We start from the raw sequence: 26376 nt of genomic DNA on the forward strand, positions 1-26376 counted from the left end.
TGTTCCATTTTGTTTTGTCATATCGATCGACCTCCGTGTAATTTACTTAATCATATCACGTTAGCCTCGTACGACTTCTATCCTAACAGAGGGGGCTTCACAAACTCATTTTCACTTTCACATAAATATCGGGTTGAAGTGAAAAGAATTTAATCAGATGTAGGGTAGGTATCACCATACCATTTTACTATAATTCAACCTTTTCCTTTTACAATGCCTTTTATTAAGGTGACTTCAAAACACTATATGGGAATTATTTGAATTTATATCTAGGAAAGATATATTAAATCGATTTTAAATTAATTTCTAAAAAAATGAAATTATTTGCCGATGGAACTCGTTATGATAGATGAGTGATAAAAACGAGATATGCGCATGATCGTTTAGCAAGGAGGTCAATATGGAAGAAGAACTGCAGTGGATCCAGGAAGTGCTGACTGGAAATAAACAAACATACGCACACATTATTGATAAATATAAAGATAGGTTATATGCAACAATTTTACGAATGACAAGAAATCCGCAGAATGCACAGGATTTAGTACAAGAAGCTTTTATCAAAGTGTATCATCAGCTAGATAAATATGATCAAAAAGGTTCATTTTCTAGTTGGATTTACCGCGTTGCTATTAATCATTGTATGGATGAATTTCGTAAAAAGAGCTATAAGATGAAGCAAGTGGAAATAAATGAAGAGAAGATTGTGAACACTAATCATCCAGAAGTTGTATTTTTGAAAAAAGAGAAAAGCAGACAGTTAGAAAGACTTATTGCAACTCTACCGGAAGATGAGCGGATGATTATTCTTCTACGATATGTAAATGAACTGAGCTATAACGAAATAAGTGAACTAATTGAAATTCCTCTCTCCGATGTTCGAAATAAACTGCATCGAGCGAAGAAAAAAATGAGAGACACAGTAAAACGCGAAGGAGGCTATTTTTATGAACTGTCCGAAGGCAGATAAACTTTCCCAGTACGTTGATAACCTACTTACTAATGAGGAGCATACTGACATACAAGCCCACGTAAAAAGCTGTGAGGGTTGTATGCGAGTCGTCCAAGCATTTCAAGAAGAACAACAATTTTTAAAGGAAACTTTACAGACACCAATATTGCCAGATGATTTTGCTTCCATTGTTTTAGAGCAATTGGAGCCTTATGAACAGAATAAAAGTCTTCGCAAGAAAACTCCTTGGAAACGTATAATGCTGACCGCTGCAGGGATTGTGTTGACATTTGGATTAACTGCTACACTTAGTCCTAGTTTTGCTCAGTTGATAGGTGGAATGTTTGGAACAGAACAAGTGGATGAAGGATTAAGAATGGCTACTGAGGCTGGTTTAGGAGAAAGAGTAAATCTGGAAGTTACGGATCATGGAATTACGCTCAAAGTGGAAGATTTGGTTGTTGATTCTTCTCGAATTGCTTTGTCTTATCAAGTGTTGGATAAAAAAGGAAAACCAAGAGATACGTATCTTTATTTTCCGGATTCTCAGAATGAAATTATCGTAATCGACCAGAATGGAAATGTATTAGATGGGCTAAATTCTAGTTGGAGTAAGGGGAGCGATTATGGGCTGATCGAATACTCATTGCGTGAGCATAGTGCTCTGGAGAAGATAATTATTAAATTCGATTTAGTAGAGTTAAATGGAGTGAAGGGTAACTGGAAATTAGAAGTACCAGTCGATATAAAAGAAAATAGTAAATTGACAACTTCCACCCCTTTAAATGATGTTAAAACAAGTAGTCACGGAGTAAATATTGCGATGAAGAAAGTCCAGTTTGCTCCTTCTGCGAGCGAATTATTTTATGAAACATCCTTTACACCAGAAGAACAGACAAAAGTAGAAGAACATATACAAAAGCTTAAAGAACAATTTGGCGAGCAAAGTGTAAGCACTTTTACTAACTATGGAACAGCGATTCAATATCATATAGAAAATGAGGAAAAGAAACTAATTTATGAGCACAATACCTTTGCAGAAGGTCAAGGGCATCCTAGTAGCTCAAGAGCTCTCCACGGGTCTGTTATGAACATGGAGCAACTTGGTCAAGTTGCATGGAACGATTCATTTATTCCACAAAAAGACAAAAGCAAGCTTACTTTTGTATTAGATGGAGTATTTAAAACTGTGCCCACGGATTTCTCTATTAAAATAAAACCAAAAGAATTGAAAAAAAATCCTGTTTCCTTTGAATACGAAGATAATTTTATGACAATTAAAATAGCAAAAAAACATAATAATTATTCGCTTCGTAAATCACTCATCCCAATTAAAAAGGAAACAATCTTTAAAATTGAGATGGAAGGAGGACGAGAAACGACTGCTGCTGAAATCGGGACATGGGTTTTGGTAGATAACAAAGGAAAAACCTATTTTGCTTATCAAAGCGGATCTATTCTTGATGAAAAAGATAAAAACGATCGTTATAAGACAACGATAGATCTTAGGTCATATGATTTAGAAGAGATTCCTGAAGAATTAACATTACATCTTCTTTCCGTTACTCGATATGAGGAAGTGAAAGAAGAATGGAAAGTTCCATTGTATTAAATTGTTAAAAAGCATCTTATTTTACAGCTGAATTTGCATTTGGTGATTGATATTAATTGCATTCCACTGGATCACTGCTTGAAAATAAAAAAAGCGTCTTCATCTACAAATAACTAGTAGAAGAAGATGCTTTTTTGTAATTACAACTCCTATTAGTGAAACGTATTATTAATATAATTAACATTATGTTTTATTTTTATTTAAATATTTAATTTAAATATTGATTTTAATGATTTGGTGATATATGATAAATACAAATGAGAGGAGTGTATGAACAGCTATTATGACCTATCAAGTTATTAGTCAATGTCCTGTTTGTAGTGAAACGCTAAAAATTACGAAACTGCATTGCTCGCACTGTCACACTACAATCGAAAATGAATTTGAGTTATCTAAATTAGCTTCCTTATCAAGTGAACAACTTCGATTTGTTGAGGTATTTCTAACATGTAGAGGGAATATTAAAGAAGTGGAAAAAGAATTGGGAATTTCCTATCCAACGGTTCGTGGAAAACTAAATGAGGTTGTTAGCTCTCTCGGATACGAAACGAAAAAGAAAAGCGGAGTAGATGAGAAAAAGGTAATTGCGATGCTAGAAAATGGTGAAATAACTTCGGAAGAAGCGATCAAACTTTTAAAAGATGAATAGGGGGAATGAAAGATGAATGCAGAAATTGAAAAAGTATTAACAATGGTACAAGAAGGGAAAGTAGATGCAGCGAAGGCAACTGAACTTATTCAAGTTTTAAAGGAAAGAGAGTCAGGTAGCACCCCTTCGCCCAAATCATATACAGATAAAACATTGAAAGTAAGAGTAGTTTCGGCTGAAAATGATAATGTTACGGTCAATTTGCCTATTAAGCTAGTGAAGGTTGTGCTATTGGCAGGACATAGTATTGCATCTAGCATCCCACAGTCGGAAAAATACGTGAAGGATATTGATATCGGCTTGATTTTGGAAGCAATTGAAAATGAATTAGATGGACAAATTGTGGATGTTAAATCTGCAAACGGCGATACAGTTTCCGTTACGATTGAATAGAGCGTTAAGATGATAAACGTAAAAGTGAAAACAAAAGGGGTACGGTTTTCTCTTCCTGTTCCATACCTGTTCTTAAATCTAGGCATTTCCATACTTTCTTCAGAATTCTTGCATAAACAAATGAATAAATGGATAAAGGAATCGATGAAAGAAAAAGAAATGTCATTTATGATTCCACAGCTAGACAAAAAGGAACTAGGAAAAATTGTAAGAGAACTAAAAAAACATAGAGGGTTAGAGATTGTTGACGTTCAAGCAAAAGATGGTACGGAAGTTTTTATTAGACTGTAAATAACGAAAAAGGTAACACTGAGCGGGGTCTACTAGCTCATTAGTTACCTTTTTTATGTTCTAGGAAATATGATACTTTTTTATTAAACGCAATATAGGGATAATGCGTCTTAAAAGAACTATACGGTAACTGCAATGATTTTCGCCCTGCAGCGGAAATCCTAGCGGATACTGTTGCGCATTATTCCTAATGCGTGAACTATCCATTTGTAATACTAGCTTTTTTATCCGTTTCTTGAACTATTTAAAATATGTAAGCAAAAATCTAAATCCTCTTTCAGATGGTCTTCCATTAGTTTCTTCGCAGTTTCACCATCTCTTTGTTTAATAGCTTCATATATTTGCTCATGCTCGTCAATTAACCTTGGGCGATTGTAAAGCACCACCGTCTTGCGAAAAAGATAAATAACGGACTTCATTCGATCAATCGTGTCTACCATAAGAGCGTTACCACTCGCATGTACGATAATTTCGTGAAATCGTTCATTTGCTTTCATTATTTCTTCCACCGTGCCTTCTCTTCCTATTTTTATGCAATTAGAAAGAGAATCTAATTCTTCTTTTGGTAAATAAGTAGCAGCTGCTTTCGCTGAGAACCCTTCTAGTAAGCTTCTAACTTGAAATAGGTTTCGTAAATCTTTTTCGGTAGGCTTTACGACTTTTTTATTGACGATCAGCCCTTCGTGACTTAATTGTCGCAGTGCTTCTCTAATAGGAGTACGGCTGAATCCTAAATCCACTGCCAGCTTTTCCTCTACAATTTTTGCGCCACCTGGCAAATCTCCGTTTAAGATGCGATCACGGATCATTTCATATGCTTGTTTGGAAGCAAAGCGAGAATTTTTATCGCTTTGGGTCATTATGTTCACTCCTAATTTTTACAATTTCACTATAAATAACTTATCAAAAAAAGGGAAAGAAAGAAAGTTGGATTATTAGTATCATACATATCGTGTACAAGTATAACTAAAATGTGTACAAATTTTTAAAAATGGTATACAATAATTTCGTAAAGTTTATTGCAAACGGTTTCAACTTACATTTATTAATTAGAATTTAATATATTCGAATTGGAAATATTATTTAGAATCAGGAGGAATTATAATGTCAAAAAAAATAGGGTTTATTGGATTAGGTATTATGGGAAAACCTATGGCATTGAATTTATTGACTAAAGGGTACGAAGTAATGGTGAACGACCTAAACAAAGAGGCGGTTCAAACTTTAATAGATGCTGGTGCTTCAGCAGGAGATTCTGCAAAAATCATCGGTGAAAACAGTGATGTAATTATTACAATGCTTCCTGCTTCTCATCATGTACAACAAGTTGTACTAGGGGAAAATGGTGTACTTAGTGGGGCGAAAAAAGGTGCAGTAATTATCGATATGAGTTCGATTACACCAGTTGTTTCAAAAGAACTTGCTGCGACAGCGGAAAATCAAGGAGTAGAAATGTTAGATGCTCCTGTTAGCGGCGGGGAACCAAAAGCAAAAGATGGTACGCTTGCGATTATGGTCGGCGGTAAAGAAGCAGTATTTGAACAAGTGAAAGATGTTCTGTATGCGATGGGTGCAGAAGTAACATTAGTTGGTGGTAATGGAAGCGGAACTACTGCAAAATTAGCAAACCAAGTAATCGTAAACTTAAACATTGCTGCTATGTCAGAAGCATTAGTATTAGCTACAAAAGCGGGTATTGATGTAGAAAAAATGTATCAAGCAATTCGTGGTGGACTTGCAGGAAGTGCTGTGCTCGATGCGAAAGTTCCACTGATTTTAGATCGTAACTTTGTAGCTGGTGGAAGAATTGATATTAACATGAAAGACATCACAAACGTAATGGATACAGCGCATAGTATTGGTGTGCCAATGCCGTTATCTAGCCAACTGTTAGAAATTTTCCACGCATTAAAAGTAGACGGGAAAGCGGCAGACGATCACGGTGGTATTGTTCAATACTTTGAAAAACTTGCAAATGTTGAAGTTGGGAGAGTTTAATTCATGACTACAATTGATAGTACTGAAAAGAGATTAGCCGAGGAAGTTTTAGGTAATATCCAAGCTGTAGATACACAAGTTGTAAAAGAGATGCTAAAAGCTGAATTAGCTAATTTGAATAAAAAAATCATCGTGCTTGATGATGATCCAACAGGTGTACAAACTGTTCATGGTATTTCTGTGTACACAGACTGGTCAGTGGACAGTATCGAAAAAGGCTTCCAAGAAGAAAATGCCATGTTTTTTATACTGACTAATTCTAGAGGATTCACTGCTGCTGAAACCAAAAAAGCGCATACAGAAATTGCTACAAATATTGTAGAAGTGGCGAAAAAACAAAACAAAGAATTTATTGTCATTAGTCGCGGAGATTCTACTTTAAGAGGTCACTACCCGCTGGAAACAGAAGTATTAAAAGATACAATCGAAGCAGATTCTGACATCAAATATGACGGGGAAGTTATTCTTCCATTTTTCAAAGAAGGCGGACGCCTCACAGTAGATAATATTCACTATGTACAATACGAAGAATATTTAGTGCCTGCTGGGGAGACTGAATTCGCAAAAGACAGAACATTTGGTTATACAAAATCTCATTTAGGTGAATATGTAGAAGAAAAATCTGCAGGCAAATTCAAAGCAGAAAACGCAACGTATATTTCACTCGAAAGCTTACGATCACTTGATATAAAAGGAATTACAAATCAATTGCTTCAAGTAACAGATTTTAACAAAGTAATCGTAAACGCAGTAGATTATGTCGATGTAGAAATCTTTGTCATTACACTTGTGAAAGCAATGAAAGCTGGAAAACAATTCATGTTCCGAAGTGCGGCTGCTCTGACTAAAGTAATTGGTGGAGTAAGCGATAAATCACTATTAACAAGAGAAGAATTAATCCAAGAAGAAACGAACCATGGTGGTCTCATTCTAGTTGGGTCTCACGTTAAAAAAACAACAGAGCAGTTAGAAGTATTGAAAACTAGTGATTTCATCGAGTTCATCGAATTTGATTGTCATCTTGTCTTGCAACCTGAAAAGTTCCAAGAAGAAATAGATCGAGTAATTTCTACAACTGAAAACTTCATTCGTGAAGGTAAAACAGTTACTGTTTACACAAAACGAGAAAGACTCGATCTTGGAGAAGATAAAAAAGAAGAAGAGTTAAAACTTTCTGTTCAAATCTCGGATGCAGTAACAAGCATCGTGCAACGTCTCAACGTGCGACCAAATTACATCGTGGCAAAAGGCGGAATTACATCTAGTGATATCGGAACAAAAGGGCTAGAAGTAAAACGTGCAACAGTAGCAGGTCAAATTCAACCTGGTATTCCTGTTTGGTTTACAGGGGAAGAAAGTAAGTTTCCTGGAATCGCATACATTATTTTCCCAGGTAATGTAGGTGCAGTTACGACCTTAAAAGATACAGTGGAAATCTTAACTAAGTAATCATCAAGGGGAGACTTACATGTTAGTAAATACAAAAGAAATTTTAAAAAATGCGCAAACTGGTAAATATGCGGTCGCAGCATTTAACGTATACAGTTTGGAAACAGTTCAAGCAGCCATTCGCGTTGCAGAACGAGAAAACCAACCAGTCATTATCGCATTAGGTGAGCGCTACTTTCCAAGCGTTGATGTAGAAGGCTTTGCTGCACTTGTCAAAGCAATTGCAGAAAAGTCTCCAGTTCCTATTGCACTTCATCTAGATCATGCCTATGAAAAAGAATCGATTATTCGTGCCATTCGTTGTGGATTTACATCTGTTATGTTCGACGGGTCTGCCTATGAAATAGAAGAAAATATTCGTCGCACAAAAGAAATTGTGGAAATAGCGCATATGGCTGGTGTTTCTGTAGAAGCAGAAATTGGTTCATTAGCTAAAGGTGATTTCTCCGATGAAGAAGAAGGAGATGGCACATTAACAGATCCACAGTCTGCGAAAGATTTTGTTGCAGAAACAGGAGTGGACTTTTTAGCAGCTGCAATCGGAACGGTACACGGTATGTATAAAGGGGAGCCGAAAATTGATTTACCTCTTTTAGAGAAAATAGAGCAGGCTATTGACGTTCCACTTGTGCTTCACGGCGGATCAGGAACTCCTGATGCAATCGTGAAACAAGCTATTCAACTTGGAATATGCAAAGTGAATGTGAATACGGAAGTATCTATGGCTGCCGTTTCTTATTTGAACAACGCTTTTGAGAATAAACAAATGCCGCATCTTTCTATTGTTATGGGAGAAATGCAACAAACAATGGAATCAGTCATGACAAAATTTGTACGGTTATTTGCAAATAAATAAGAAATGTCCCCATGTCACTCATGGGGGCAAGCTTCTAAATCGAAATGGGGAATTCGAATGCCAATAGTATCAATTTGTATAGGGGTTGCACTTTTACTTCTATTAATGATCGTGTTTAAGTTAAATGCTTTTATCTCGCTTATTTTAGTTTCTCTTGTTGTAGGTATATTAGAAGGGATGTCACCACTTGAAGCAATGACATCTGTTCAAGGTGGTTTAGGTGGAACACTTGGAAGCCTAACTATGATTATTATCTTCGGGGCAATCCTTGGTAAGTTAATGACAGACTCTGGCGGAGCGCAACGTATTGCGTCAACACTTATCCATGCGTTTGGGAAAAAGAGAGTTCAATTAGCAGCTGTTTTAACAGCTTCTGTCGTTGGGATTGCGTTGTTTTTTGAAACAGGAGTTGTTGTATTAATTCCTTTAGTATTTACAATCGCAACTGCAGCTGGAGTGCCAGTTTTATATATTGGGATGCCAGTAATCGCAGCACTTATTACGATGCATGGTTTTGTACCTCCACATCCAGGACCAACTGCAATTGCAAGCGTATTCAATGCGGATATTGGGAAAACATTAGTGTATGGAATTATCATTGCGATTCCAGCAATCATTATTGGTGGACCAGTATTTACAAAGTTTTTCAAGAAGGAATCTTTAGAAGTCGAAATTCCAAAAGGACTTTTTAATCCGAAAGAATTTACCGAAGAAGAAATGCCTGGATTTGCTACTAGTCTTATAACAGCTTTAATGCCGGTTATTTTGATCGCTTCACATGTAATTGTCGTAATTGCAGCGCCAGATTCAGCTGTCATGCCGTTCTTTGATTTTATCGGTAATGCCAATGTTGCATTATTATTTTCTGTGATTTTCGCATTCTTTACGTTTGGATTGAATCGCGGTAAAAAAATGAAAGAAGTTATGCAATCGGTTACAGAAGCAGTTAGTGGGATTGCAATGATTCTATTAATCATCGCTGCTGGTGGTGCATTTAAACAAGTGCTAATTGATAGTCATATTGATCAATATATCGCAGACATTATGGCTAGCTCAACGCTTTCTCCATTACTTCTTACTTGGTTAATCGCCGCTATTTTAAGAGTGGCTGTAGGTTCCGCTACGGTAGCTGGTATGACGGCTGCGGGTATTGCAGCACCTCTTGTTGGAATTACTGGTATAAGCCCAGAACTAATGGTGTTAGCTGCCGGTGCAGGAAGTATTACGTTCTCCCATGTGAATGATGCAGGATTCTGGATTTATAAAGAATACTTCAATCTTTCAATCGGAAAAACGATTAAAACATGGTCTGTTATGGTAACAATTCTTTCGTTAGTAGGGCTAGCGGGCGTGTTAATTATTAATATGATTATTTCTTAATAAAAAGCGTATTCTTCTACGAATTGATTGTAGAAGAATATGCTTTTTTTGCCGAGTTGGACAATAACGAATGGAAGTTGGACAATCTTATCTACTAGTTGGACGATAATACATGAAAATTGGACAATCTCAATCGATAGCTGGACGATAAATCTGAAAACTGGATAATCTTTTTAATGGTAATGATAGATGAGGGTCTTTCTATTCACTTATTTCAGTTGTGTATAACGCAGGGATGCTTTACTAATTGAAAAGCGTTTTCTTTTACAGTGTGATTGTAAAGGAAAACGCTTTTGTTGCCGAGTTGGACAATCTTATCTACTAGTTGGACTATAATACACGAAAATTAGACAATCTCAACAGATAGATGGACGATAAATCAGAGGACCTGGACAATCTTTTTTTATTGGAAATAAAAGATAGTGGCTCTGTCTGTTCATGTTTTGTATATTCAATCATGCTAACACAAAGAAGCTTTACTTAAGCTTTATTATTATGTTTCTACATTGAAAATTCCAACCATTATGTTATAGTTGCGACTAACACCAAAACAGTCTTGCAATAAAATAGTATCGCTCCAAAGGCGATCGGCAGTTTAGGTAGAGTAAACCTTCCCGTCACTGACTAGGTTATGGGGGCGGTTTACTTTTTTTTTGAAAAAGTATATGACAGTGCAAGAATTGATACGATTAACGTTGACTTGGAAAGTAGTCATAGCAACATCTCCTTCCCTCTACATCAAAAACTATCGATGAAAAGAAAATCGGAATGAGATGCCAACCTCCCCTGAAACCTTATTCTATCACTCTTTAATTATACCATACGCATGTTCTGTTTACATTAAATTATCTGAATAGCGCGGCATCAAAACCGTCTCCAGGACCTTGAATATACTCCCTGCGTTAGAAATAAATTAACCACCATTCAGAATTGTCTCTGAATTGTGTCTAACAATGGGAAGCGCACTATCTTTTGTATGTTCGATTGTTTCAATAAACTTTTCGATTGTGGACGTTAGATAGGCATTGGAACGTCTAATGAAAACAGTTTTAATCTTACTATATTTTGCGGGAAGGATATGACATTGGATCAGCCCTCTTTTCTCTAAGTGGGGAACAGCAGATCTTGGAACGAATGTAATGCCAAGACCTATTACAACACTGCTTAAAATGGTTTCTAATGTTCCAAATTCCATCACTTTTTGAGGAGTAATATTTTGATCTTGGTACCAAGACTCTAGTCTTGCACGATATCCACATCCTTTGCTAAAACAAAGGAAGGGCTTATGAATTAATTGTTCTAAAGAAGTTGTGCTACTATCTGAAATCAAGACGAGCTCCTCTTGAAAGACATCATGCGATACAAGGTCAGGGTGCAAGTCAGTTTCTGTAACAAAAGCACCGTCTAAACGGTGATTCAACACGTCTTGTTGTAATTGGTTAGTAACACCTGTTAATAGAGATAGATCGACGTTTTTATACTTCTTCGTATAGATAGATAATATAGTTGGCAATTGGATGACTGTTTCTACAGATCCTATCTCTAACTTGCCAGAAGGTTCCTCGCCGCTTTGTACGACTTTTTTCATTTCATTCGTTAAAGTTAATATTTTCTCGCAATAGACTAATAGTTTTTTTCCTTCTGGTGTTAAGCTCATTCCTCGGTTATGCCGATTGAACAGCGGAGTATTTAGCTCTTTTTCTAGTTTATAGATTCTTGCTGTAATATTTGATTGTACATAGCTTAATGCTTTTGCCGCTTCGGTAATCGTTCCTTTTTGTGCAACCATTTGAAAAATCTCTAAATCTTTGAACTCCATCTTTTGTCACTCTCCTGCAACTTCATATGTTATTTTCATGGTATCACTAAAATTGATAGCAAACATCATTAATTTTCGTTTTACATGATGTCTAATGATGGCGTTTAATAGATTATATAAGCAAATGAAGGAGATGGATGTTTTGTGAAAGGGAATGTACTATTAGGTGCTATATTGTGTCTAGTTGCATGTGTGTCGTGGGGAGCAATGTTCCCAGTCGCGCATGATGCTTTTCAATATATAGATCCCTTTTATTTTACTATTTTCCGTTATGGCGCAGTAACGGTCATTTTAGTAATACTACTATTATGGAAAGAAGGGAAACAAGCATTTCAATTGGAAGGCAAAGGATTCTCTTTATGGTTTTTCGGTACGATGGCTTTCACCGTTTATAATTTACTTATTTTCTGGGGAGAGGATTTATTAGGAGAGCCAGGGGTAATGGTCGCATCGATAATGGAATCTTTGATGCCAATGATATCGATTGTGATTTTCTGGATGCTTTATAGACGTAGACCGTATACGTTCACATTAGTATGTGTGTTAATCGCATTTATTGGTGCAGCGCTCGTTATTACAAAAGGTGATTTTGGAGCGTTTCTATCCGCAACCGATAACTTTGTTCCTTCCATCCTCATTTTAATCGCGGTTATTGGATGGGTTGTTTACACAATGGGGGGGAGTAAGTTTCGTGGTTGGTCTGCGTTACGTTATTCTACATTAAGCTGTCTACTTGGAACGATTTCAGCAGGCGTTTTTGTTTGGATACTTACACTTTCCGGTTATGTGCGTGTACCTAGTATGGAAACAATTACGATTGTCAGTCCGCACTTATTGTTCATGATTATTTTTCCAGGGCTTATTGCACTCATTGGTTGGAATGTCGGTGTTAGTATTCTGACTCCATTAAATGGTCTATTATTTATTAACTTTGTTCCTGTTACAACGCTCGTGATTTCACTTGTTCAAGGAAATCAAGTAAATTATGTTGAATTAATTGGAATTACGTTTATAATCTTCTCGTTAATCGCAAATAATACGTTTCTGCGGAAGCAACAGCAGAAAAATATACAAGCTGAAACAAATAATATCAAAGCGTCTGCTTCTATGAAAGAAATTTTGTAGAAGCAAGACGCTTTTTTGCGCTATACTAGGAATATTGAAAAAAGGTTGGTGGTATATATGCAAAAATATATCGGTGAAATATTGCTTGTTGCAACGGCGATTATATGGGGAAGTGGATTCGTTGCAAGTGCCGTATCACTTGAATATTATTCTCCCTGTCAAATTTTGGCAGGAAGATTTTTAATCGGTGCTATTATTTTATGTGTTGTATTTCATAAAAAGTTAATGAAAATGAAGAAAAATACGCTAATAAAAGGCGCAGTTTTAGGGGTCTTCCTCTATCTAGCTTTCGCTCTTCAAACAGTAGGTCTACAATATACGACGCCTTCCAAAAATGCATTTTTAACGGCAGTAAATGTGGTCATCGTTCCTTTTATAGGGTTTATACTATATAAGCGAAAAATGGATATGTATGAACTTGGTGGGGCAGTTTTAGCAGTGATTGGTGTGGCGGTATTATCGCTTAAATTATCTGCTGAGATTAATATTGGGGATTTGCTAACACTTTGCTGTGCAGTTGGATTTGCTTTTCACATATTTTATACTGCAAGGTTTGTAAAAGATGAGGATCCTGTTGTTATAACGATTATTCAAATGATCGTGGCGGCTATTATCGGCTGGATAGTTGTTGCTTTCAGAGGAGAGACTGAATTTTCTATGGAGACAGAAGGGGTGTTGAACCTTCTTTATCTTGGTGTTTTTTCTACTACGATTGCTTATTTAATGCAAACCGTTGCGCAAAAGTATATAACCGAAACAAAAGCGGCCATTATTCTTTCGACAGAATCTTTTTGGGGCATGGCGTTCTCGGTAGTCATATTAAGTGAAGTGATGACTTTTAAAATGATTATAGGTGCTGTTCTAATACTTTTTGCAATAGTTCTTTCTGAAACAAAGTTTGGTTTTTTGAAAAAGGATAAAATAAAGTCCCTAGTTTAGGTTTTTAGAATAATGCGTCTTTCATCAGATAGGATCTTTGGGTTTGTCGTGTTGAGCGGTCTTTTTGTCGCGCTCGGGGTAGTCTTTGTCGTGTTCGAAGGTAGTTTGTCGCGTTCGCAGCAAGTTATGTCTCGTTCAACCAATTATTGGATTTTATTTTCAATTCTACATAAGATTGAATTTAAAACAGGGACGATGATTAGCTAACAGATTTTATGCATTGGAACGAAAGGGCGGGGACTCCAGAGGTGGCCAACAGGATGTTGGTCACGAAGGCGTTGCCACACGATGGGGTACTCTTAGCCTCTGTTCCTTAGTGAGACAGATGAGACTTCACAACGTACGCGCAAGCGGCGGTGACGGCTCATCGCTCATCCCGCGGAAAGCGTCCGCCCAGCAGCGGAAATCCTAGCGGTAAATTTTTTACGACGCATTGTTCCTATATGTCGCAATATTATAGAGCATATTCGTAGCGCTCTAGGATAAGTTATTAAATAGAATAGTGGTGTTTTACTTTATGGCCACCCAAATTTCATTATATGCATTTAGATTTTTCGGATCCGTTTCTATGTAAACTTCAAACGGTTGTATTTCAGTGGGCACATATCCGGAAGAAGGAAACCATTCAGAATAAATACGTTCCCATGTGTTTGCTATAGCCGATGGGAATGGACCCTGTACTTCAAAAACGACCCATTTAGAAGCTGGAAAGTCTATACTTTTTAATTCTTCTGGCACGTCGCCACTATGTTCTGCGGCAACATAATAGTCCATTTTATTTTCTTCTTTATTTACTTCTGCCCAAATACCTAAAAGTCCTTTTGTTTCTCCATTTCTCAACTGTTCTAATTGATCGAAGGTTCCATTTTCGTGAATGGCATTCCAAAAGTTTTGAAATGCTTGTATGCCACCGTTTTCTACTTCGTATGGAAATTCTCGATTCACTCCAATTACTTGAAAAGCTTCTTTTTCAACAATACGATATTGCATTTATTTTGCTCCTCTCCTATAGAATGATTCTCCATATAGCATGTTTCTCTATTTAAATTATATGCGAATTTTACGACTTGCTCCAGTTTTTATAGTGAGTCTCCTTTTATGTATGAAAGTTAGTTTTTAGAGAAAGATAAGGGAGCATTTTAATGAAATCAGAGGAGGTGTAAATCAATGCGTACGATACATCGGATTGCTTTAGTGCTTGTCATAATTGGTGCACTTAACTGGGGGCTAATTGGTTTTTTTAGATATGACTTAATTTCGTCTATATTTGGAGGAGAGACGACAGGTATTTCGAGGTTCATTTATGCACTTGTTGGATTGAGTGGACTAATCTGTTTACCACTTTTATTTGAACCGTCTAGAGATGTCGAAGTAAACAGAGATGTCCGCGGCATTAGAGATGTGAATTACGGAACGGAATTTGGTGAAGAAACGGATTTTACCGATATTAGGGATTATTCCGAGAGAAAAAAGTCTGAGGAAAAGAAATAATTTTGGTATTTAGAAAAAAACTGGCGAGCTGGTATAGGCTCGCCAGTTTTTTTACAGCCAAAATACTGGAAGGTTCCGTTACCACTTTGAATTAGGTGAGGGATCTGTGTTTTCTCTAATATTAAAGGTGTTAGTAATATGAATTTCAATGCCACCTTTGTCTTTATTGACCAAAAATTTCTCTTCAGACTTTTTCTTTTTATCATCATATCCTTTGCTTTTTCTATTTTTGGACTTAGGATATTTCTCTCCTTTCTAAATGTAATACTAGCATTAAAGGAGTCTCTAAATTTTGATTGGCCAACTTGAATAAAAATAATATTGAAAGAGAGGAAAAATAGCAACGTGTGAAGAAGATTAAGAGAGAGGTGCTTCCTGTCAGAATGTACAGAAAATTTTAATAAATCGGAGGGAATAGATTGAAAATTATTGATACCGTTCCACGTTTTCTTCATAATTATGAACCAACTATCAGCTTTCTAAGAAATTACTTTGCGGAATATCCAACTATTTTTGCACATTATTTTCCTCTTCATTGCAAAGACACCGATGAGAGACATACTGAATCGTTAAAGAAATACCCTCAGCAATTTTCTTCAATTCAACAAGTGCATGAAAATATAGTAACAGTTATTGAAGAAATAAGAGCAGAGTATGAAAAGTTGTACGAGATTACTTTTCCTATTGATATAAACTTAATTGTTGGTGGATTTGGATCAAATGCTTTTACCAATCACCAAATAATCCCAGACATAACGTTTGCTTTAGAGAGGTTATCGCCGAAGCTTGATCATTTACGCGTAATTGTTGCACACGAGTTTGGCCACGCAGCGCAAAATATTATTTCCGATCGAGCGGGGATGGCTTGGCCAACCGTTCCCTGGACAAGCTTACTTCTTGGGCTATACCGAGAAGGAGTAGCGACACACTTCTCGCGACAAACAGTTCCAAATGTACATCCTTTTATATACTTTTCCTATAATGATGAAGGGCATGAATGGTTAATTTTCGCAAAACAAAATGCCGAAACTATAAAAAAAGCATTTGCTGATGATTACGAAGTCTTAACACGAGAAGCACTATTTCATGAATGGTTTTCCATCAATGGCGGAAAAAAGTTTGGTTACACTAGATTAGCCTACTTTATAGGGGATATGTTTTTTCAATTCCAAGTGAAGGAAATGGGAGAAATGGAAGCTATAATTGCTTGGAAAAATGAAGACTTTGAAAATCAGGTAAAGCAATGGTTGTTTCAATAAAGGGAAATGTAAAGTCGATTTAGCCTATAACAAATTTAGGAGATTTTAGCTTGTGTTACCTACAAATGGAATATATAAAGGACCGACAGTCAAATGATTGTTCGGCCCCATTATTCAACATGTTATTTCTGTTCTATTTCCTCCACTTTTACGAACTTGAATACGATAAATAAGAGAATGAATCCAAGAACACTTGCCATAATATAACTAATATTGAGATAGTTATTCATAACAAGAGACATAATAGGAGGTCCAGCTGCAACCCCGATAAATCTTGCAGAACTGTAAAAAGAGGAGACAGTTCCTCGTTGTTCTTTTTCTATGTTTTCCGTTATAATCGCATCTAACGCAGGTAGTAATGCACCAATTGCAATCCCTAGTATGCTTGTTACAACTAATAAAAGGATTAATTTTTTACTTGTGAAACCGATAAATATGACACTTGCGGAAGTACCGATTAAACAAGCAATCATCAATTTTTTGATCGTCTTTAATTTTCCTTTAATATTACGGCCTGTAATATAAGATGCAATGCAAAGCAATAAAAGAGGAATGGCTAGAACGAACCCTTTTTTTATACCTTTAATATCATGTGTTTTCTCCAAGTTTTCAGAGAGAAAAAATAACACACCAAATAAAAGTAGCATGGCAAACAGTCCATTTAGAAATACCGTGAACAACCATTTACCTTCCTGCTTGAATGTTTTCTTTAAGTTAGAGAAAAAATCGTTTAATTTAATCGGTTCATCTTTTTCTTTCGGCACCTTTACAAAGAAGAAGACTAATACAATAGAGATCAAGCTAAAAACGGATATAGAAAAGAATGGTAAAAACCACAAAAGGGCAGCAAATACAGATCCGAGAATTGGACTTAATACTTTACCAAACGTATTAGATGTTTCAATAATCCCTAAGCAGGAGCTTGTTTTTTCATCGTCGTCTTTATACAGGTCTCCGACAAGTGGCAATACAATTGGCATAGCACCAGATGCCCCTATTCCTTGTAGAATTCTACCGATTATAATCCATGTAAAAGGGCTCTCCAGTTTCCAGGATGCAAAACCTGCAACGAGACCTCCAATTAATGCAAGAACTAAGCTCGGCAGAATAACCATTTTTCTACCGAAGCGATCAGAAAGATAACCCGCTACTGGTATGAGAAATATAGCAGCAACCGAATAACTAGTAATAATCATACTCGATTGAAAAGAAGTGATTCCAACCTTATTCTCCAGTATCGGTAGAACCGGAATAAGCATGGAATTACCTAGTGTCATAACGAGTGGGATGGAGGCCATACTGATAATACACCAAATACTTACTCTATTCTCGCGATCGTTTATTTTTTCCATATATACACCTCAAATAATCTTTTGATTGTTTTCGATCATTAAAGGTATGTTTTCCTTACGTCTTCTTATTATACTTTTAGTGAAGATGGTTAAAACAGGGAGTGATATGCTTGGATGCCAAAGTAAATTCCGAAACCAATCATAGATAAGGATGAAATTAATGAAACAGTTTTCAAAAAGGAGGTCGATAATACTTTACGGGAACCACTAGATATAATGGACATTACTAAATCTACTAAAGAAATACCTATTAAGATGGTCATGCTATATAAAATAATTTGGAATGATGATAATGCCCCTGCACCTCCTACTAATATAGAGCCATAAATGCCTAACCAAAAAAGAATTGTTAATGGATTTAATAATGCCATTAGTAGACCAGAGAAAAAAGATTGCCTCAGACGGACGGTTTTACGAAATTTGGAGTCCATGGAAACGGTATGTAATGTCAATAAGTTCTCTATTCCGGTATACATTAGTACAAAAAAGCCAAACGACCAAAGAAATGTTTTCATAAAAGGTGAATCAATAAATTGAGCGACACCGAAATACACCATGAGCATGTATATAATGTCAGTTGCAACTGCGCCAAGGCCGAATAACCATGCATGAAAGAATCCGTTTTTAATACCTGTATTTAATAAAGTTGCTTTAACAGGGCCGATCGGTGCTGCTAATGAAACACCTAAAAAGAAGTATGTAAATATTGAATTCATAAAAATAGCCCTCCGTTAAAATGATGTCTTTGCATCATATTCACAGCGGACTAATTGTACAACTTATTTAACTAATTTTTTTGTCTTGTAAAGAAATAACATAATTTATCGTTAGAAAAGGCAAAGAAAATATCCGCATTTGGTGTTTTGCTCGGAGCTGTCCCTCCTGTATTTCTTCAACCAGAAATTGCTCTTGCAGTGGCAATTTAAATACAAACTTATTAGCTGTTAAATAGATTCCTGCATCGGAATTAGTTGTTCCTTTACTTGTTAATAGAAGTTTATCTCCCTGCTGATGCAGTTCTAAAATCCCAATCATCGATGACCAAGGAAGCGGTAATGCAATATTCATATACGTTTTCTCATTAGTTCGGTAGTATGAGTATAGAGCGATAAAGATCACTTCTTTGTCTATTTTTCGTACCCATGCTCTCGTCTTTGTTCGACCATCCTCTATTGCAATTATATCTCCTGTCATTTCCATTTGTTTATTTGAAAATGGAAGGTTGAGTTGTTGTACTTTATTGCTAATGGGTTGATAGATAGCTGCAAACGGCTTAAACCAAGTATGCCAATGGACTTCTGAGAATAGTCTGTACTGTATTGTGTTTTCGTAAAAATCTATAATAGTAGGGGATAGAGTTTTCTTCTCAACGTATATATTCATGTCATCTACAAGCCCATTATAAGTATGTTTCTCCACACTTTTCGTTATAATCTGATCTCCAATCACTCGCTTTCCGCGAATCCTACTAATTGGGAATCGGTAGCCTCTTTCATTCGACGGTGGTGTGAATTTTGACCAACCAACTAAACCACATAAAGCGAATAAAACACAATTGAAAAATCCATGAAAACGTAACATAAAGTCAATGCTTACAGTAACCCTTGCTGCATACAACAATGAAAAAATAATCGTAACACCTAATGCTCCGAATGAAATCAGAACCAAAACTTTCTGTAAAGTACTCGAAAATGGTGATTTAAAAGATAAAAAGATTAAACCGTAAATCCCAATGATATAGAGAAGCACGGAAATAACTTCAAGCCATGGGAGGGAGGTAATACCAATTGCTACGATAATTGGTGATATTAAAATAATCGTACAAACAATTTTGTATAAAGTCGTTTTATATAAACGACCGAGAAAACCAACAAAAACAGGCAATAAAAATGAAGAATAATGGAAGTGTATTCCTGTTAACCATGTGATTAAAGGAGAAAATCCAGTATCAATTTCAGCTATATATGCAAAGAACCACATACCACCGATGAATAAATACATCATCCCAGCATCAATCGCAAATTCCTCTAAATGTACAAAGCCTCGACGTATAAAACGTCCGAACCCATACAAGGCAACAACAAATGTGAAGAGCAAATAGATTGCTGCCAATAATAAATCTAGTTTAGTTTCCGTTGTTATTTGTAAAATAAAAACGGAAGCAAAAGCGGGAATTGCAAAGTAATAATACAATCGAGTCTCTTTTTTAAAGATTAATTGTAAAGTGACTGGTACAAATAAAAGCTGGGCGACAGTTAACATTAACAAATACCACGGACCAACACTAAAAATCGCGGCCGCTACAAATAAAATAATATGTAATAATGCAATTCGTTTAAAAGTCATCGGCTCGGAATTCTCCTTCATATTCAAATAAAGTACCGATTAATAGGTTTGTAATAATGACATGTATAGAAAAAACATCTCTTTCTTCTATATAACACTCGTCTACCCGCACAACACCTTGAAAAATTGTAGGCAGGGGAATTTCAATTAATCCAAGAACAAATCGCTGCTTACCTGATTCAATTCGCAAATGCCCTTTTTCCGAAACGATGAAAATTAGTTCAGAGTAAAACAAACTAGGCTCCCCTAGATAATCCTTTACTACTTTTTTAGTAGCATCTAGGCTCATCAGTGCATTAAAGTATCTTCTCTTTTTAGGAAATTGAAAAGTTCTTTCCCAGTGGACTTGGTTCTCACCATTTACTCCAATTCGAGTTGTATTAGCAATCTTAAATGGAATATTCTCGCCTTGCTCTGGAAATAAAAACTTCCAGCGAGTTCCTAGTAAAAAGAAGGGGAGTAGACATTTAGGTCCTCCACTTATTTTTTTCATAATGCCTGTCGCTTTAAAATGCTTCCCTTCATGGAATGCATATCTCTTTTGAAGCATCGGCTGAAGTTTAGCAAATTGCTCTCCTAATATTTCTTTATATATAGACATTCATTTAACTCCTCATTTCGATCGTTTACAGCTTTTAGCAGACGGAATATCATGGCTCATGAAATATCCAATAATAGAAAGCACAAATAAAGTGACGTTAAACGTTAAAGGATTAAATGGATGACTAACACTAGCTGGCTCTGCAATAATGGCTGATAAGGTGAGCAACGGGAAAAGGATTAACTGTATTTTTAGTAATCTCTTTTTATGATGATAAAGTAACCAAATGAAACCGAAGATTATTTCCGCCATACCAATTGTAGTGACAAGACTAGTTGCTTCGCTTAAAGTTACGGGTAGTAAGCTTTTCGTCATGCTGACTTCTTCTGGATGCATCATCACTAATTTAGGTACTAAACCTTGATATACCCACACAAAGAAGAACAGGAAGGTAATCATCCAATGACTGAAAAATCGACGATACTGTTCAGAAGGTGATACCCCTTTTTCAAGCCACCTTTTTAATACGTCAAAACTTAGTGCAGTCGCCCATCCGATGAGAGGTCGAAAAATAAAACGGTCAAAAAGTTTACCTATCAAACCAAAATTCGTTTCATAGTCGTATTGCGTAAGAAACTTGATCGAATTTTGTTCAGGCGTATATTTCCAGTATCCTTTACCTTCTCGAATAATGGAAATTGTTTGATCCGTCCCAAAGTGCAAGGAAGATGTTCGCGAATCGTCCTTTGCATGAAAACTACCAACACTTTTTCCCCATCCAGCAATATTCAATCCAAATCCTATATTCGTTTTATATTCAAACAACTGCGGCTTCTGTTCTTCTTTTGGTAAATAGGTAATAGAAGAAAAGCGGAGATCCCATTGCTCATGCAGTTCTGGTGTCTGCGTGGCATTCCACAACTTTTCCATTTCTGAATTAATAATTATTTCTATATATATATTGGTTTTCTTTTCATTAGAACACCCCCAATGAAGCTTATCATAAGATGGAGGAGTTTTGGATAATGATGGAGAATAAATAAGTAGGTAAAGCTAGATAATTTGTTGAGAAGGATTGGAGTGTATTTAATATGAGGATAAAAAATCTAGCAAAGGTAGCTATAGTTAAAGCATTTAAAATGGGCATAAGAAATTCAGCGAAAGCAGTAATAATCAAAGATGAAAAATTACTAACCATTAAAATACACGAAAATGGTGGAACATATTATATTCTACCTGGTGGTGGTCAAAAACACGGCGAAAATCTTCAGCAAGCATTAGAAAGGGAGTGTAAAGAAGAGTTAGGTGCGAAAATAGAAATTGGAGAATTGATATTTGTACGTGAATATATAGGAAAAAACCATGAGTTTGCTGCTTACCATTCTCATGCTCATCAAACGGAATTTATGTTTTTATGTAATATTAATCAAGACACATTTAATAAGGGAGCTAGTCCAGACAAGGGCCAAATAGGAACGGAGTGGCTACCAATTAACGAATTGCTAGAACATAATTTATTTCCACAAGCATTAAGGCCACAGCTAATTTCTTATTTTAATAGTGGGAAAGCTCCAACTTATGTAGGGGATATTAATTAAATAGATCTTGAGAAATGAGGTTATATAGTAGTGTTCATTAGTAAGAATTTAAACGATAAGTTCAATCCGGTTATATCCCATGTAAATAATACATATAATTCGGTCGATGGCTCAGGTGCAGCTGTTGTTATTATACATAACGATGAAGTGGTAACAGAGAACTATTGGGGGCATCACTCAAAGGCTCCAGGTGCAAGGCTTGTCCAAGAGGATACACAATTTCATGTTGCTTCCGTGAGAAAGAGTTATATAGGATTCGCTGTTGCTTATGCTGTGCACAACGGCTATTTAGCTTCTATTGATGACAAGGTAATTAACTATTTACCCGAACTTGATGCCACTCTTTTGAATGGAACGACTCTTAGACATTTACTAACTCATACGCATGGATTACGGGAAATTGATGGTGAGATTAGTCGTGAATTTGATTCTGGACAGAGCTGGGCTTATCGTGGGATTAATATATCCCTACTTACGCAAATAGTTAAAGAAACAACTGGTAAAACAGTAAGCCAAATCTTATCTGAACACGTATTTCAACCGATGGGATTCCAAGAAACTGGTTGGTATGGACAACAAAATGACAAGCTTGCTGAAGTAATTAGAGATAATGATGAGCCTTTTTGGAACAGTTATTTAAGTACTGATGGTGATCAGATGAACATGTATGTATCAGCAAGAGATTTAGCAAAATGGGGTTATCTTCACCTCAAGCAGGGCTATATAAAAGGGGAACAAGTAGTAGATAATGAAATATTAAAGTTGGCCACGACTCTTCAAAGTCCTAAAACGATTGATGCTGATCTCCCGCAAAACGGGTTTTTATGGTTTGTGAAAGATTTGCCTGCCCAAAAGACAGAGATTGGAGAACTAGTCCCGAAAGGCTCCTATCAAATTTTAGGCTATACAGGTGCCGCAGTACTAGTCATACCTGAGCATGATATTGTAGCAGTACGAATGTTTAATAGTTTTGGTTCTCCAGACGGCTTCGATTATTTAGAGGATATCCGATCATTTGGAGATACGGTCATGGAGTGCGTGTTAAAGGACAAAAAATAATTGAAATTAGGAGATATTAAAATTGAATATTCAAAAGGCAACATTAAACGATCTTGATGCATTAACCGAACTATTTGATTTGTACAGATTGTTCTACGAGCAAGAATCTGATTTGAAAGGAGCAAAAGAATTCTTACAGGAAAGGTTCATGAATGAAGAGTCGATCGTTTTCATAGCCTATGATGAGCATGATCCTGTTGGTTTTACTCAGCTATTTCCATCATTTTCATCTGTAAGTATGCAAAAGTCATGGGTGTTGAATGATTTATACGTGAAAAAGAGTGCACGAAGAAGAGGAATAGCCGACAAATTAATAAGAAAAGCAATTAGCTTTGCGGAGGAAACTGGTGCAAAAGGAATTTTACTGGAGACAGGCCAACAAAACGTGAATGCACAAAAACTGTATGAGAAAATTGGCTTTATAAGAGAGTCAAGTTACTATTATTATTTTTTGATTTGAGAAATTAAAGTCAGCATTTCATTGGATGTTGGCTTTTACTTTTGTAAAGGGATATGAGACAAGCAATATTGGATAGATAATAGGTAAGACTTAAAACTAATTATTATTGGAGTGGTTTTATAAATGAAAAAGATATTATTCTTTGCTTATCCCCAATATGCAGATTTTGAAATCGCGCATGCTTTATTTTTACTAAAAAAAATTGGTAAATATGCAATTACTACAGTATCCATTGATGGGAGCAATGTAGAAAGTGTTGGAGGACTATGGACAAAAGTAGAAGGAACTTTATCGGATACAAACATCATGGATTTTTCATTAATTCTTATTCCAGGAGGCGACGGAGTTCCCGAGATTTTAAATGAAGAGATTATTACTGATAAGTTAGTAGAAGCATATAATCTATCGATTCCTATTGCCTCCATTTGTGGTTCCGCTGTATTACTAGGTAAAGCAGGTATTCTGGAAGGGCGACAGTTTACATGTAACCAAGGTACCTTTGAAAATAATAAACTTTTCTTTTCCAATTCCATTTATACTGGAAAAGATATAGAAGTTGGTCATCAGATTATTACAGCTAAAGGTACTGCATTTGCCGAGTTTGCAGTGTCTATCGGTAAAATACTTGATCTATTTAAGGATAAAGATCAATATGATTCGCTTTTGAAGTTTTGTAAAGGGATAAGTTCTTGAATTAAAAAACACATGAAAAGAGAAGGGGTGAAATACTAATATGGGCTATAATTGGGAGAATTGTACAGAGGAAGTAAGAGATTTTGTTTATGATTTACTCAATAGAACGAAAGAAATCATAGACAATAGTTTAATAGGCTTTTATATACACGGCTCACTTGCGATGGGCGGATTTAATCCTAAAAGTAGCGATATCGATATATTAGTTGTGACTGCGGAATCTTTATCTGTTCAAACAAAAAGCATGTTGGCAAAACTGTTTTTAGAATGCTCTAATAATCCATTTCCTGCCGAAGTCAGCTTTTTAAATGAAGTACAATTGAAAAATTGGAAGCATCCTCTTCCGTTTGATTTTCATTATAGTGAACATTGGAGAAGACGGTATGAAGAGGAATTGGAAATAGGGACAATGTTGTATTTAAACGACCTACCAACAGAAGACCCGGATTTAGCTGCACATATTACAATTACGAATCATCGAGGAATTCATTTATGGGGAAAAACGATTCAGGAAGTATTTCCTTCCGTACCGAACCCCCATTATATATCTTCTATTATGTATGATTTTGAGGATTGTTTAGAGAATATTGTGCGAGATCCTGTTTATTGTACGTTAAATCTCATAAGGGTTTATTGGTATGCACTGGAAGGGATTATTTCTTCTAAACAAGAGGCTGGCAATTGGGGATTATCTGTTTTACCAAGAGAATTTCATTCGACTATTCGCCAAATTATTTCAGCTTATGAAAGCGATGAGCAGCATCATTATTTTAAATCGAATGATTTAGTTTCTATTAGAGATTATATAAAAAGGCAAGTAGTAGGAAGGGAGAGATATGGGAGAATTTAAAGTTAAGGAGATTAACGATTTGTTGACCGACGATATTTTTCATTTAGTACAGGAAAGCAAAATAGAGGGCTTTCACTTTCTTGATAGGCTAACGAATGATTACAAAGGTGGTACAAATACTTTCAGTGAGCCTGGGGAATTTTTAGTCGGTGCTTACAATAAATACGGGGCACAAGTAGCTGTAGGTGGACTAAATATAGACCCTTTTTCCGATTGTCAAAAAATTGGTCGACTAAGAAGATTTTATGTTGGTAAAGACTATCGAAGAAATGGTATAGGGACTGTTTTGTTAAAGGACATAGTTTCTAAAGCAACGTGCTACTATGATGTGCTAGTGTTGCATACTGATACAATAAAAGCAGACAAGTTTTACACGGCTTTTGGATTTGTTAAAGATTCTAAATATCCTAATACAACACATTTTTTAAATTTGCAGTAACTTTTTAAAGGAGATGGCATGATGAAACAACAATTAGTTAGCCGTACAAATCGAATAGGGTGGAACCAATCAGCGTATCAAGCTTGGACGAATCGGCACGGTTCACCTAAAGAATATGCTAAAAAACTAATGGCAGACCCAACTTCTTCTGTTGCGCACTATTTAAAGTTCATGGGAGATGTGAAGAATAAAAAAGTCGCAAATTTTTTAGGATCAAAGGGAAATAAAGCAGTATCTTTTGCTTTGTTAGGAGCAGAGGTTTGTGTGGTAGATATTTCAGAAGATAATAAGAGATATGCAATAGAGCTGGCTAAAGAAGCAAAAGTGGATATAAAATACATAGTTTCAGATATTTTAGAAGTTCCAGAAGACAGTGGGTTAGTGAACTTTGATTTCGTTCTTTTAGAGTTAGGTGTGTTGCATTACTTTACTGATTTATCACCACTATTCAAAGTAGTTTATGACTCACTTAAACCTGGAGGACAATTTATCTTAAGGGACTATCATCCTTTTGTTTCCAAGTTAGTGAATGTCCAAGAACAGGAAATGATTGCGAATGGCGATTATTTTAGTGAAGCAGTGATCGAAGAGGATGTGGCTTATAGCATTCTATTATCAGAGGAAGATCGAGCTTCTTTACAAAAAGTTACTATTCGAAGATGGACTTTAGGTGAAATTGTTACCGCTATTTCCAATGCAGGATTTCGGATTAATTATCTGGAGGAAGAAGCAGGAGTTAGATGGGCGTTTCCAGCGGATTCACCGGAAGGAATACAGAACAAGATGCCGGGGTTATATACGTTAATTGCGATCAAAGAGGAATGAAAG

General features: G+C 36.0%; 28 protein-coding genes. 20 read left to right on the forward strand and 8 right to left on the reverse strand.

What is annotated here, in order from left to right; all coding sequences use genetic code 11:
• Nucleotides 1-400 precede the first annotated feature (400 nt).
• The 5 genes from ACIQYS_RS15425 (at nucleotide 401) to ACIQYS_RS15445 (ending at nucleotide 3894) form a co-directional block, all read left to right on the forward strand.
• Nucleotides 401-967 (forward strand): RNA polymerase sigma factor, encoded by a 567-nt coding sequence (locus ACIQYS_RS15425; protein ID WP_402981845.1) that lies wholly within the window; start codon nucleotides 401-403, stop codon nucleotides 965-967.
• A complete protein-coding gene (locus tag ACIQYS_RS15430) occupies nucleotides 945-2561 on the forward strand; it encodes a DUF4179 domain-containing protein (protein ID WP_402981847.1) in 1617 nt (538 codons plus the stop codon). The genes ACIQYS_RS15425 and ACIQYS_RS15430 overlap by 23 nt, the downstream gene beginning before the upstream one ends.
• 283 nt (nucleotides 2562-2844) lie before the next feature.
• The gene (locus ACIQYS_RS15435) at nucleotides 2845-3210 is read left to right on the forward strand and encodes a DUF2089 domain-containing protein (RefSeq protein WP_402981849.1); all 366 of its coding nucleotides are present in this window, start codon (nucleotides 2845-2847) and stop codon (nucleotides 3208-3210) included.
• Nucleotides 3211-3222: 12 nt separating this feature from the next.
• Nucleotides 3223-3603, forward strand: a complete 381-nt coding sequence (locus ACIQYS_RS15440) for an SHOCT-like domain-containing protein (protein WP_402981851.1) — start codon at nucleotides 3223-3225, stop codon at nucleotides 3601-3603.
• A 9-nt stretch (nucleotides 3604-3612) separates the two neighbouring features.
• Nucleotides 3613-3894: a hypothetical protein gene (locus ACIQYS_RS15445; RefSeq protein WP_402981853.1), complete on the forward strand. Its 282-nt coding sequence runs from the start codon at nucleotides 3613-3615 to the stop codon at nucleotides 3892-3894.
• 224 nt (nucleotides 3895-4118) lie between these two features.
• On the opposite strand, the gene ACIQYS_RS15450 is transcribed toward ACIQYS_RS15445, so the two are convergent.
• Entirely contained in the window at nucleotides 4119-4754 is a 636-nt protein-coding gene (locus ACIQYS_RS15450) for a GntR family transcriptional regulator (protein ID WP_402981855.1), read from the reverse strand.
• Between the two features lie 244 nt (nucleotides 4755-4998).
• Between ACIQYS_RS15450 and garR the strand changes: the two genes are divergently transcribed.
• Genes garR through ACIQYS_RS15470 form a run of 4 tightly spaced genes read left to right on the forward strand, consistent with a single transcriptional unit; the run spans nucleotide 4999 to nucleotide 9577 of the window.
• Complete coding sequence (gene garR, locus ACIQYS_RS15455) at nucleotides 4999-5892, forward strand: 2-hydroxy-3-oxopropionate reductase (RefSeq protein WP_402981857.1); 894 nt, start codon at nucleotides 4999-5001, stop codon at nucleotides 5890-5892.
• 3 nt (nucleotides 5893-5895) lie between these two features.
• Complete coding sequence (locus tag ACIQYS_RS15460; protein WP_402981859.1) at nucleotides 5896-7341, forward strand: four-carbon acid sugar kinase family protein; 1446 nt, start codon at nucleotides 5896-5898, stop codon at nucleotides 7339-7341.
• Nucleotides 7342-7360: 19 nt separating this feature from the next.
• Complete coding sequence (locus tag ACIQYS_RS15465; RefSeq protein ID WP_402981861.1) at nucleotides 7361-8197, forward strand: class II fructose-bisphosphate aldolase; 837 nt, start codon at nucleotides 7361-7363, stop codon at nucleotides 8195-8197.
• 57 nt (nucleotides 8198-8254) lie between these two features.
• Nucleotides 8255-9577 (forward strand): gluconate:H+ symporter, encoded by a 1323-nt coding sequence (locus ACIQYS_RS15470; protein WP_402981863.1) that lies wholly within the window; start codon nucleotides 8255-8257, stop codon nucleotides 9575-9577.
• A 913-nt stretch (nucleotides 9578-10490) separates the two neighbouring features.
• Here the strand turns inward: ACIQYS_RS15470 and ACIQYS_RS15475 are convergent.
• Entirely contained in the window at nucleotides 10491-11396 is a 906-nt protein-coding gene (locus tag ACIQYS_RS15475) for a LysR family transcriptional regulator (RefSeq protein ID WP_402981865.1), read from the reverse strand.
• 144 nt (nucleotides 11397-11540) lie between these two features.
• Between ACIQYS_RS15475 and ACIQYS_RS15480 the strand changes: the two genes are divergently transcribed.
• Both ACIQYS_RS15480 and ACIQYS_RS15485 read left to right on the forward strand, forming a co-directional pair.
• On the forward strand, nucleotides 11541-12521 hold the full coding sequence (locus ACIQYS_RS15480) for a DMT family transporter (protein WP_402981867.1): 981 nt from the start codon (nucleotides 11541-11543) through the stop codon (nucleotides 12519-12521).
• Nucleotides 12522-12578: 57 nt separating this feature from the next.
• Nucleotides 12579-13460, forward strand: coding sequence for a DMT family transporter (locus ACIQYS_RS15485; RefSeq protein ID WP_402981869.1), 882 nt, complete (start codon nucleotides 12579-12581; stop codon nucleotides 13458-13460).
• A gap of 510 nt (nucleotides 13461-13970) precedes the next feature.
• Here the strand turns inward: ACIQYS_RS15485 and ACIQYS_RS15490 are convergent.
• Nucleotides 13971-14450 (reverse strand): GyrI-like domain-containing protein, encoded by a 480-nt coding sequence (locus tag ACIQYS_RS15490; RefSeq protein WP_402981871.1) that lies wholly within the window; start codon nucleotides 14448-14450, stop codon nucleotides 13971-13973.
• Between the two features lie 177 nt (nucleotides 14451-14627).
• On the opposite strand from ACIQYS_RS15490, the gene ACIQYS_RS15495 reads away from it, so the two are divergent.
• Both ACIQYS_RS15495 and ACIQYS_RS15500 read left to right on the forward strand, forming a co-directional pair.
• Nucleotides 14628-14951 carry a DUF378 domain-containing protein gene (locus ACIQYS_RS15495; RefSeq protein WP_402981873.1) on the forward strand — a complete coding sequence of 108 codons (324 nt, stop codon included), beginning with the start codon at nucleotides 14628-14630 and terminating at the stop codon, nucleotides 14949-14951.
• A 419-nt stretch (nucleotides 14952-15370) separates the two neighbouring features.
• Nucleotides 15371-16210 carry a hypothetical protein gene (locus ACIQYS_RS15500; RefSeq protein ID WP_402981875.1) on the forward strand — a complete coding sequence of 280 codons (840 nt, stop codon included), beginning with the start codon at nucleotides 15371-15373 and terminating at the stop codon, nucleotides 16208-16210.
• 122 nt (nucleotides 16211-16332) lie between these two features.
• On the opposite strand, the gene ACIQYS_RS15505 is transcribed toward ACIQYS_RS15500, so the two are convergent.
• The 5 genes from ACIQYS_RS15505 to ACIQYS_RS15525 form a co-directional block, all read right to left on the reverse strand.
• Nucleotides 16333-17562: an MFS transporter gene (locus ACIQYS_RS15505; protein ID WP_402981877.1), complete on the reverse strand. Its 1230-nt coding sequence runs from the start codon at nucleotides 17560-17562 to the stop codon at nucleotides 16333-16335.
• A gap of 89 nt (nucleotides 17563-17651) precedes the next feature.
• Nucleotides 17652-18278 carry a LysE family transporter gene (locus ACIQYS_RS15510; RefSeq protein ID WP_402981879.1) on the reverse strand — a complete coding sequence of 209 codons (627 nt, stop codon included), beginning with the start codon at nucleotides 18276-18278 and terminating at the stop codon, nucleotides 17652-17654.
• A 67-nt stretch (nucleotides 18279-18345) separates the two neighbouring features.
• The gene (locus ACIQYS_RS15515; protein ID WP_402981881.1) at nucleotides 18346-19908 is read right to left on the reverse strand and encodes a YndJ family protein; all 1563 of its coding nucleotides are present in this window, start codon (nucleotides 19906-19908) and stop codon (nucleotides 18346-18348) included.
• Nucleotides 19898-20509: a DUF4166 domain-containing protein gene (locus tag ACIQYS_RS15520; protein WP_402981883.1), complete on the reverse strand. Its 612-nt coding sequence runs from the start codon at nucleotides 20507-20509 to the stop codon at nucleotides 19898-19900. Before ACIQYS_RS15520 ends, ACIQYS_RS15515 begins: the two co-directional genes overlap by 11 nt.
• 12 nt (nucleotides 20510-20521) lie before the next feature.
• The gene (locus tag ACIQYS_RS15525; RefSeq protein ID WP_402981885.1) at nucleotides 20522-21379 is read right to left on the reverse strand and encodes a DoxX-like family protein; all 858 of its coding nucleotides are present in this window, start codon (nucleotides 21377-21379) and stop codon (nucleotides 20522-20524) included.
• Between the two features lie 161 nt (nucleotides 21380-21540).
• Between ACIQYS_RS15525 and ACIQYS_RS15530 the strand changes: the two genes are divergently transcribed.
• The 7 genes from ACIQYS_RS15530 to ACIQYS_RS15560 all read left to right on the forward strand — a co-directional run bounded on the left by ACIQYS_RS15530 (nucleotide 21541) and on the right by ACIQYS_RS15560 (nucleotide 26373).
• Entirely contained in the window at nucleotides 21541-22047 is a 507-nt protein-coding gene (locus tag ACIQYS_RS15530) for an NUDIX domain-containing protein (RefSeq protein WP_402981887.1), read from the forward strand.
• Nucleotides 22048-22077: 30 nt separating this feature from the next.
• Nucleotides 22078-23106 carry a serine hydrolase domain-containing protein gene (locus tag ACIQYS_RS15535; RefSeq protein ID WP_402981889.1) on the forward strand — a complete coding sequence of 343 codons (1029 nt, stop codon included), beginning with the start codon at nucleotides 22078-22080 and terminating at the stop codon, nucleotides 23104-23106.
• Between the two features lie 22 nt (nucleotides 23107-23128).
• Nucleotides 23129-23566 (forward strand): GNAT family N-acetyltransferase, encoded by a 438-nt coding sequence (locus ACIQYS_RS15540; RefSeq protein ID WP_402981891.1) that lies wholly within the window; start codon nucleotides 23129-23131, stop codon nucleotides 23564-23566.
• Between the two features lie 123 nt (nucleotides 23567-23689).
• Complete coding sequence (locus ACIQYS_RS15545; RefSeq protein WP_402981893.1) at nucleotides 23690-24259, forward strand: DJ-1/PfpI family protein; 570 nt, start codon at nucleotides 23690-23692, stop codon at nucleotides 24257-24259.
• Between the two features lie 40 nt (nucleotides 24260-24299).
• The gene (locus ACIQYS_RS15550; RefSeq protein ID WP_402981895.1) at nucleotides 24300-25109 is read left to right on the forward strand and encodes an aminoglycoside adenylyltransferase domain-containing protein; all 810 of its coding nucleotides are present in this window, start codon (nucleotides 24300-24302) and stop codon (nucleotides 25107-25109) included.
• Nucleotides 25096-25548 (forward strand): GNAT family N-acetyltransferase, encoded by a 453-nt coding sequence (locus tag ACIQYS_RS15555; protein WP_402981897.1) that lies wholly within the window; start codon nucleotides 25096-25098, stop codon nucleotides 25546-25548. Before ACIQYS_RS15550 ends, ACIQYS_RS15555 begins: the two co-directional genes overlap by 14 nt.
• 21 nt (nucleotides 25549-25569) lie before the next feature.
• Entirely contained in the window at nucleotides 25570-26373 is an 804-nt protein-coding gene (locus ACIQYS_RS15560; protein ID WP_402981901.1) for a class I SAM-dependent methyltransferase, read from the forward strand.
• Nucleotides 26374-26376 lie beyond the last annotated feature (3 nt).

Source organism: Psychrobacillus sp. NPDC096426 (assembly GCF_044762745.1).
Lineage (GTDB): Bacteria > Bacillota > Bacilli > Bacillales_A > Planococcaceae > Psychrobacillus.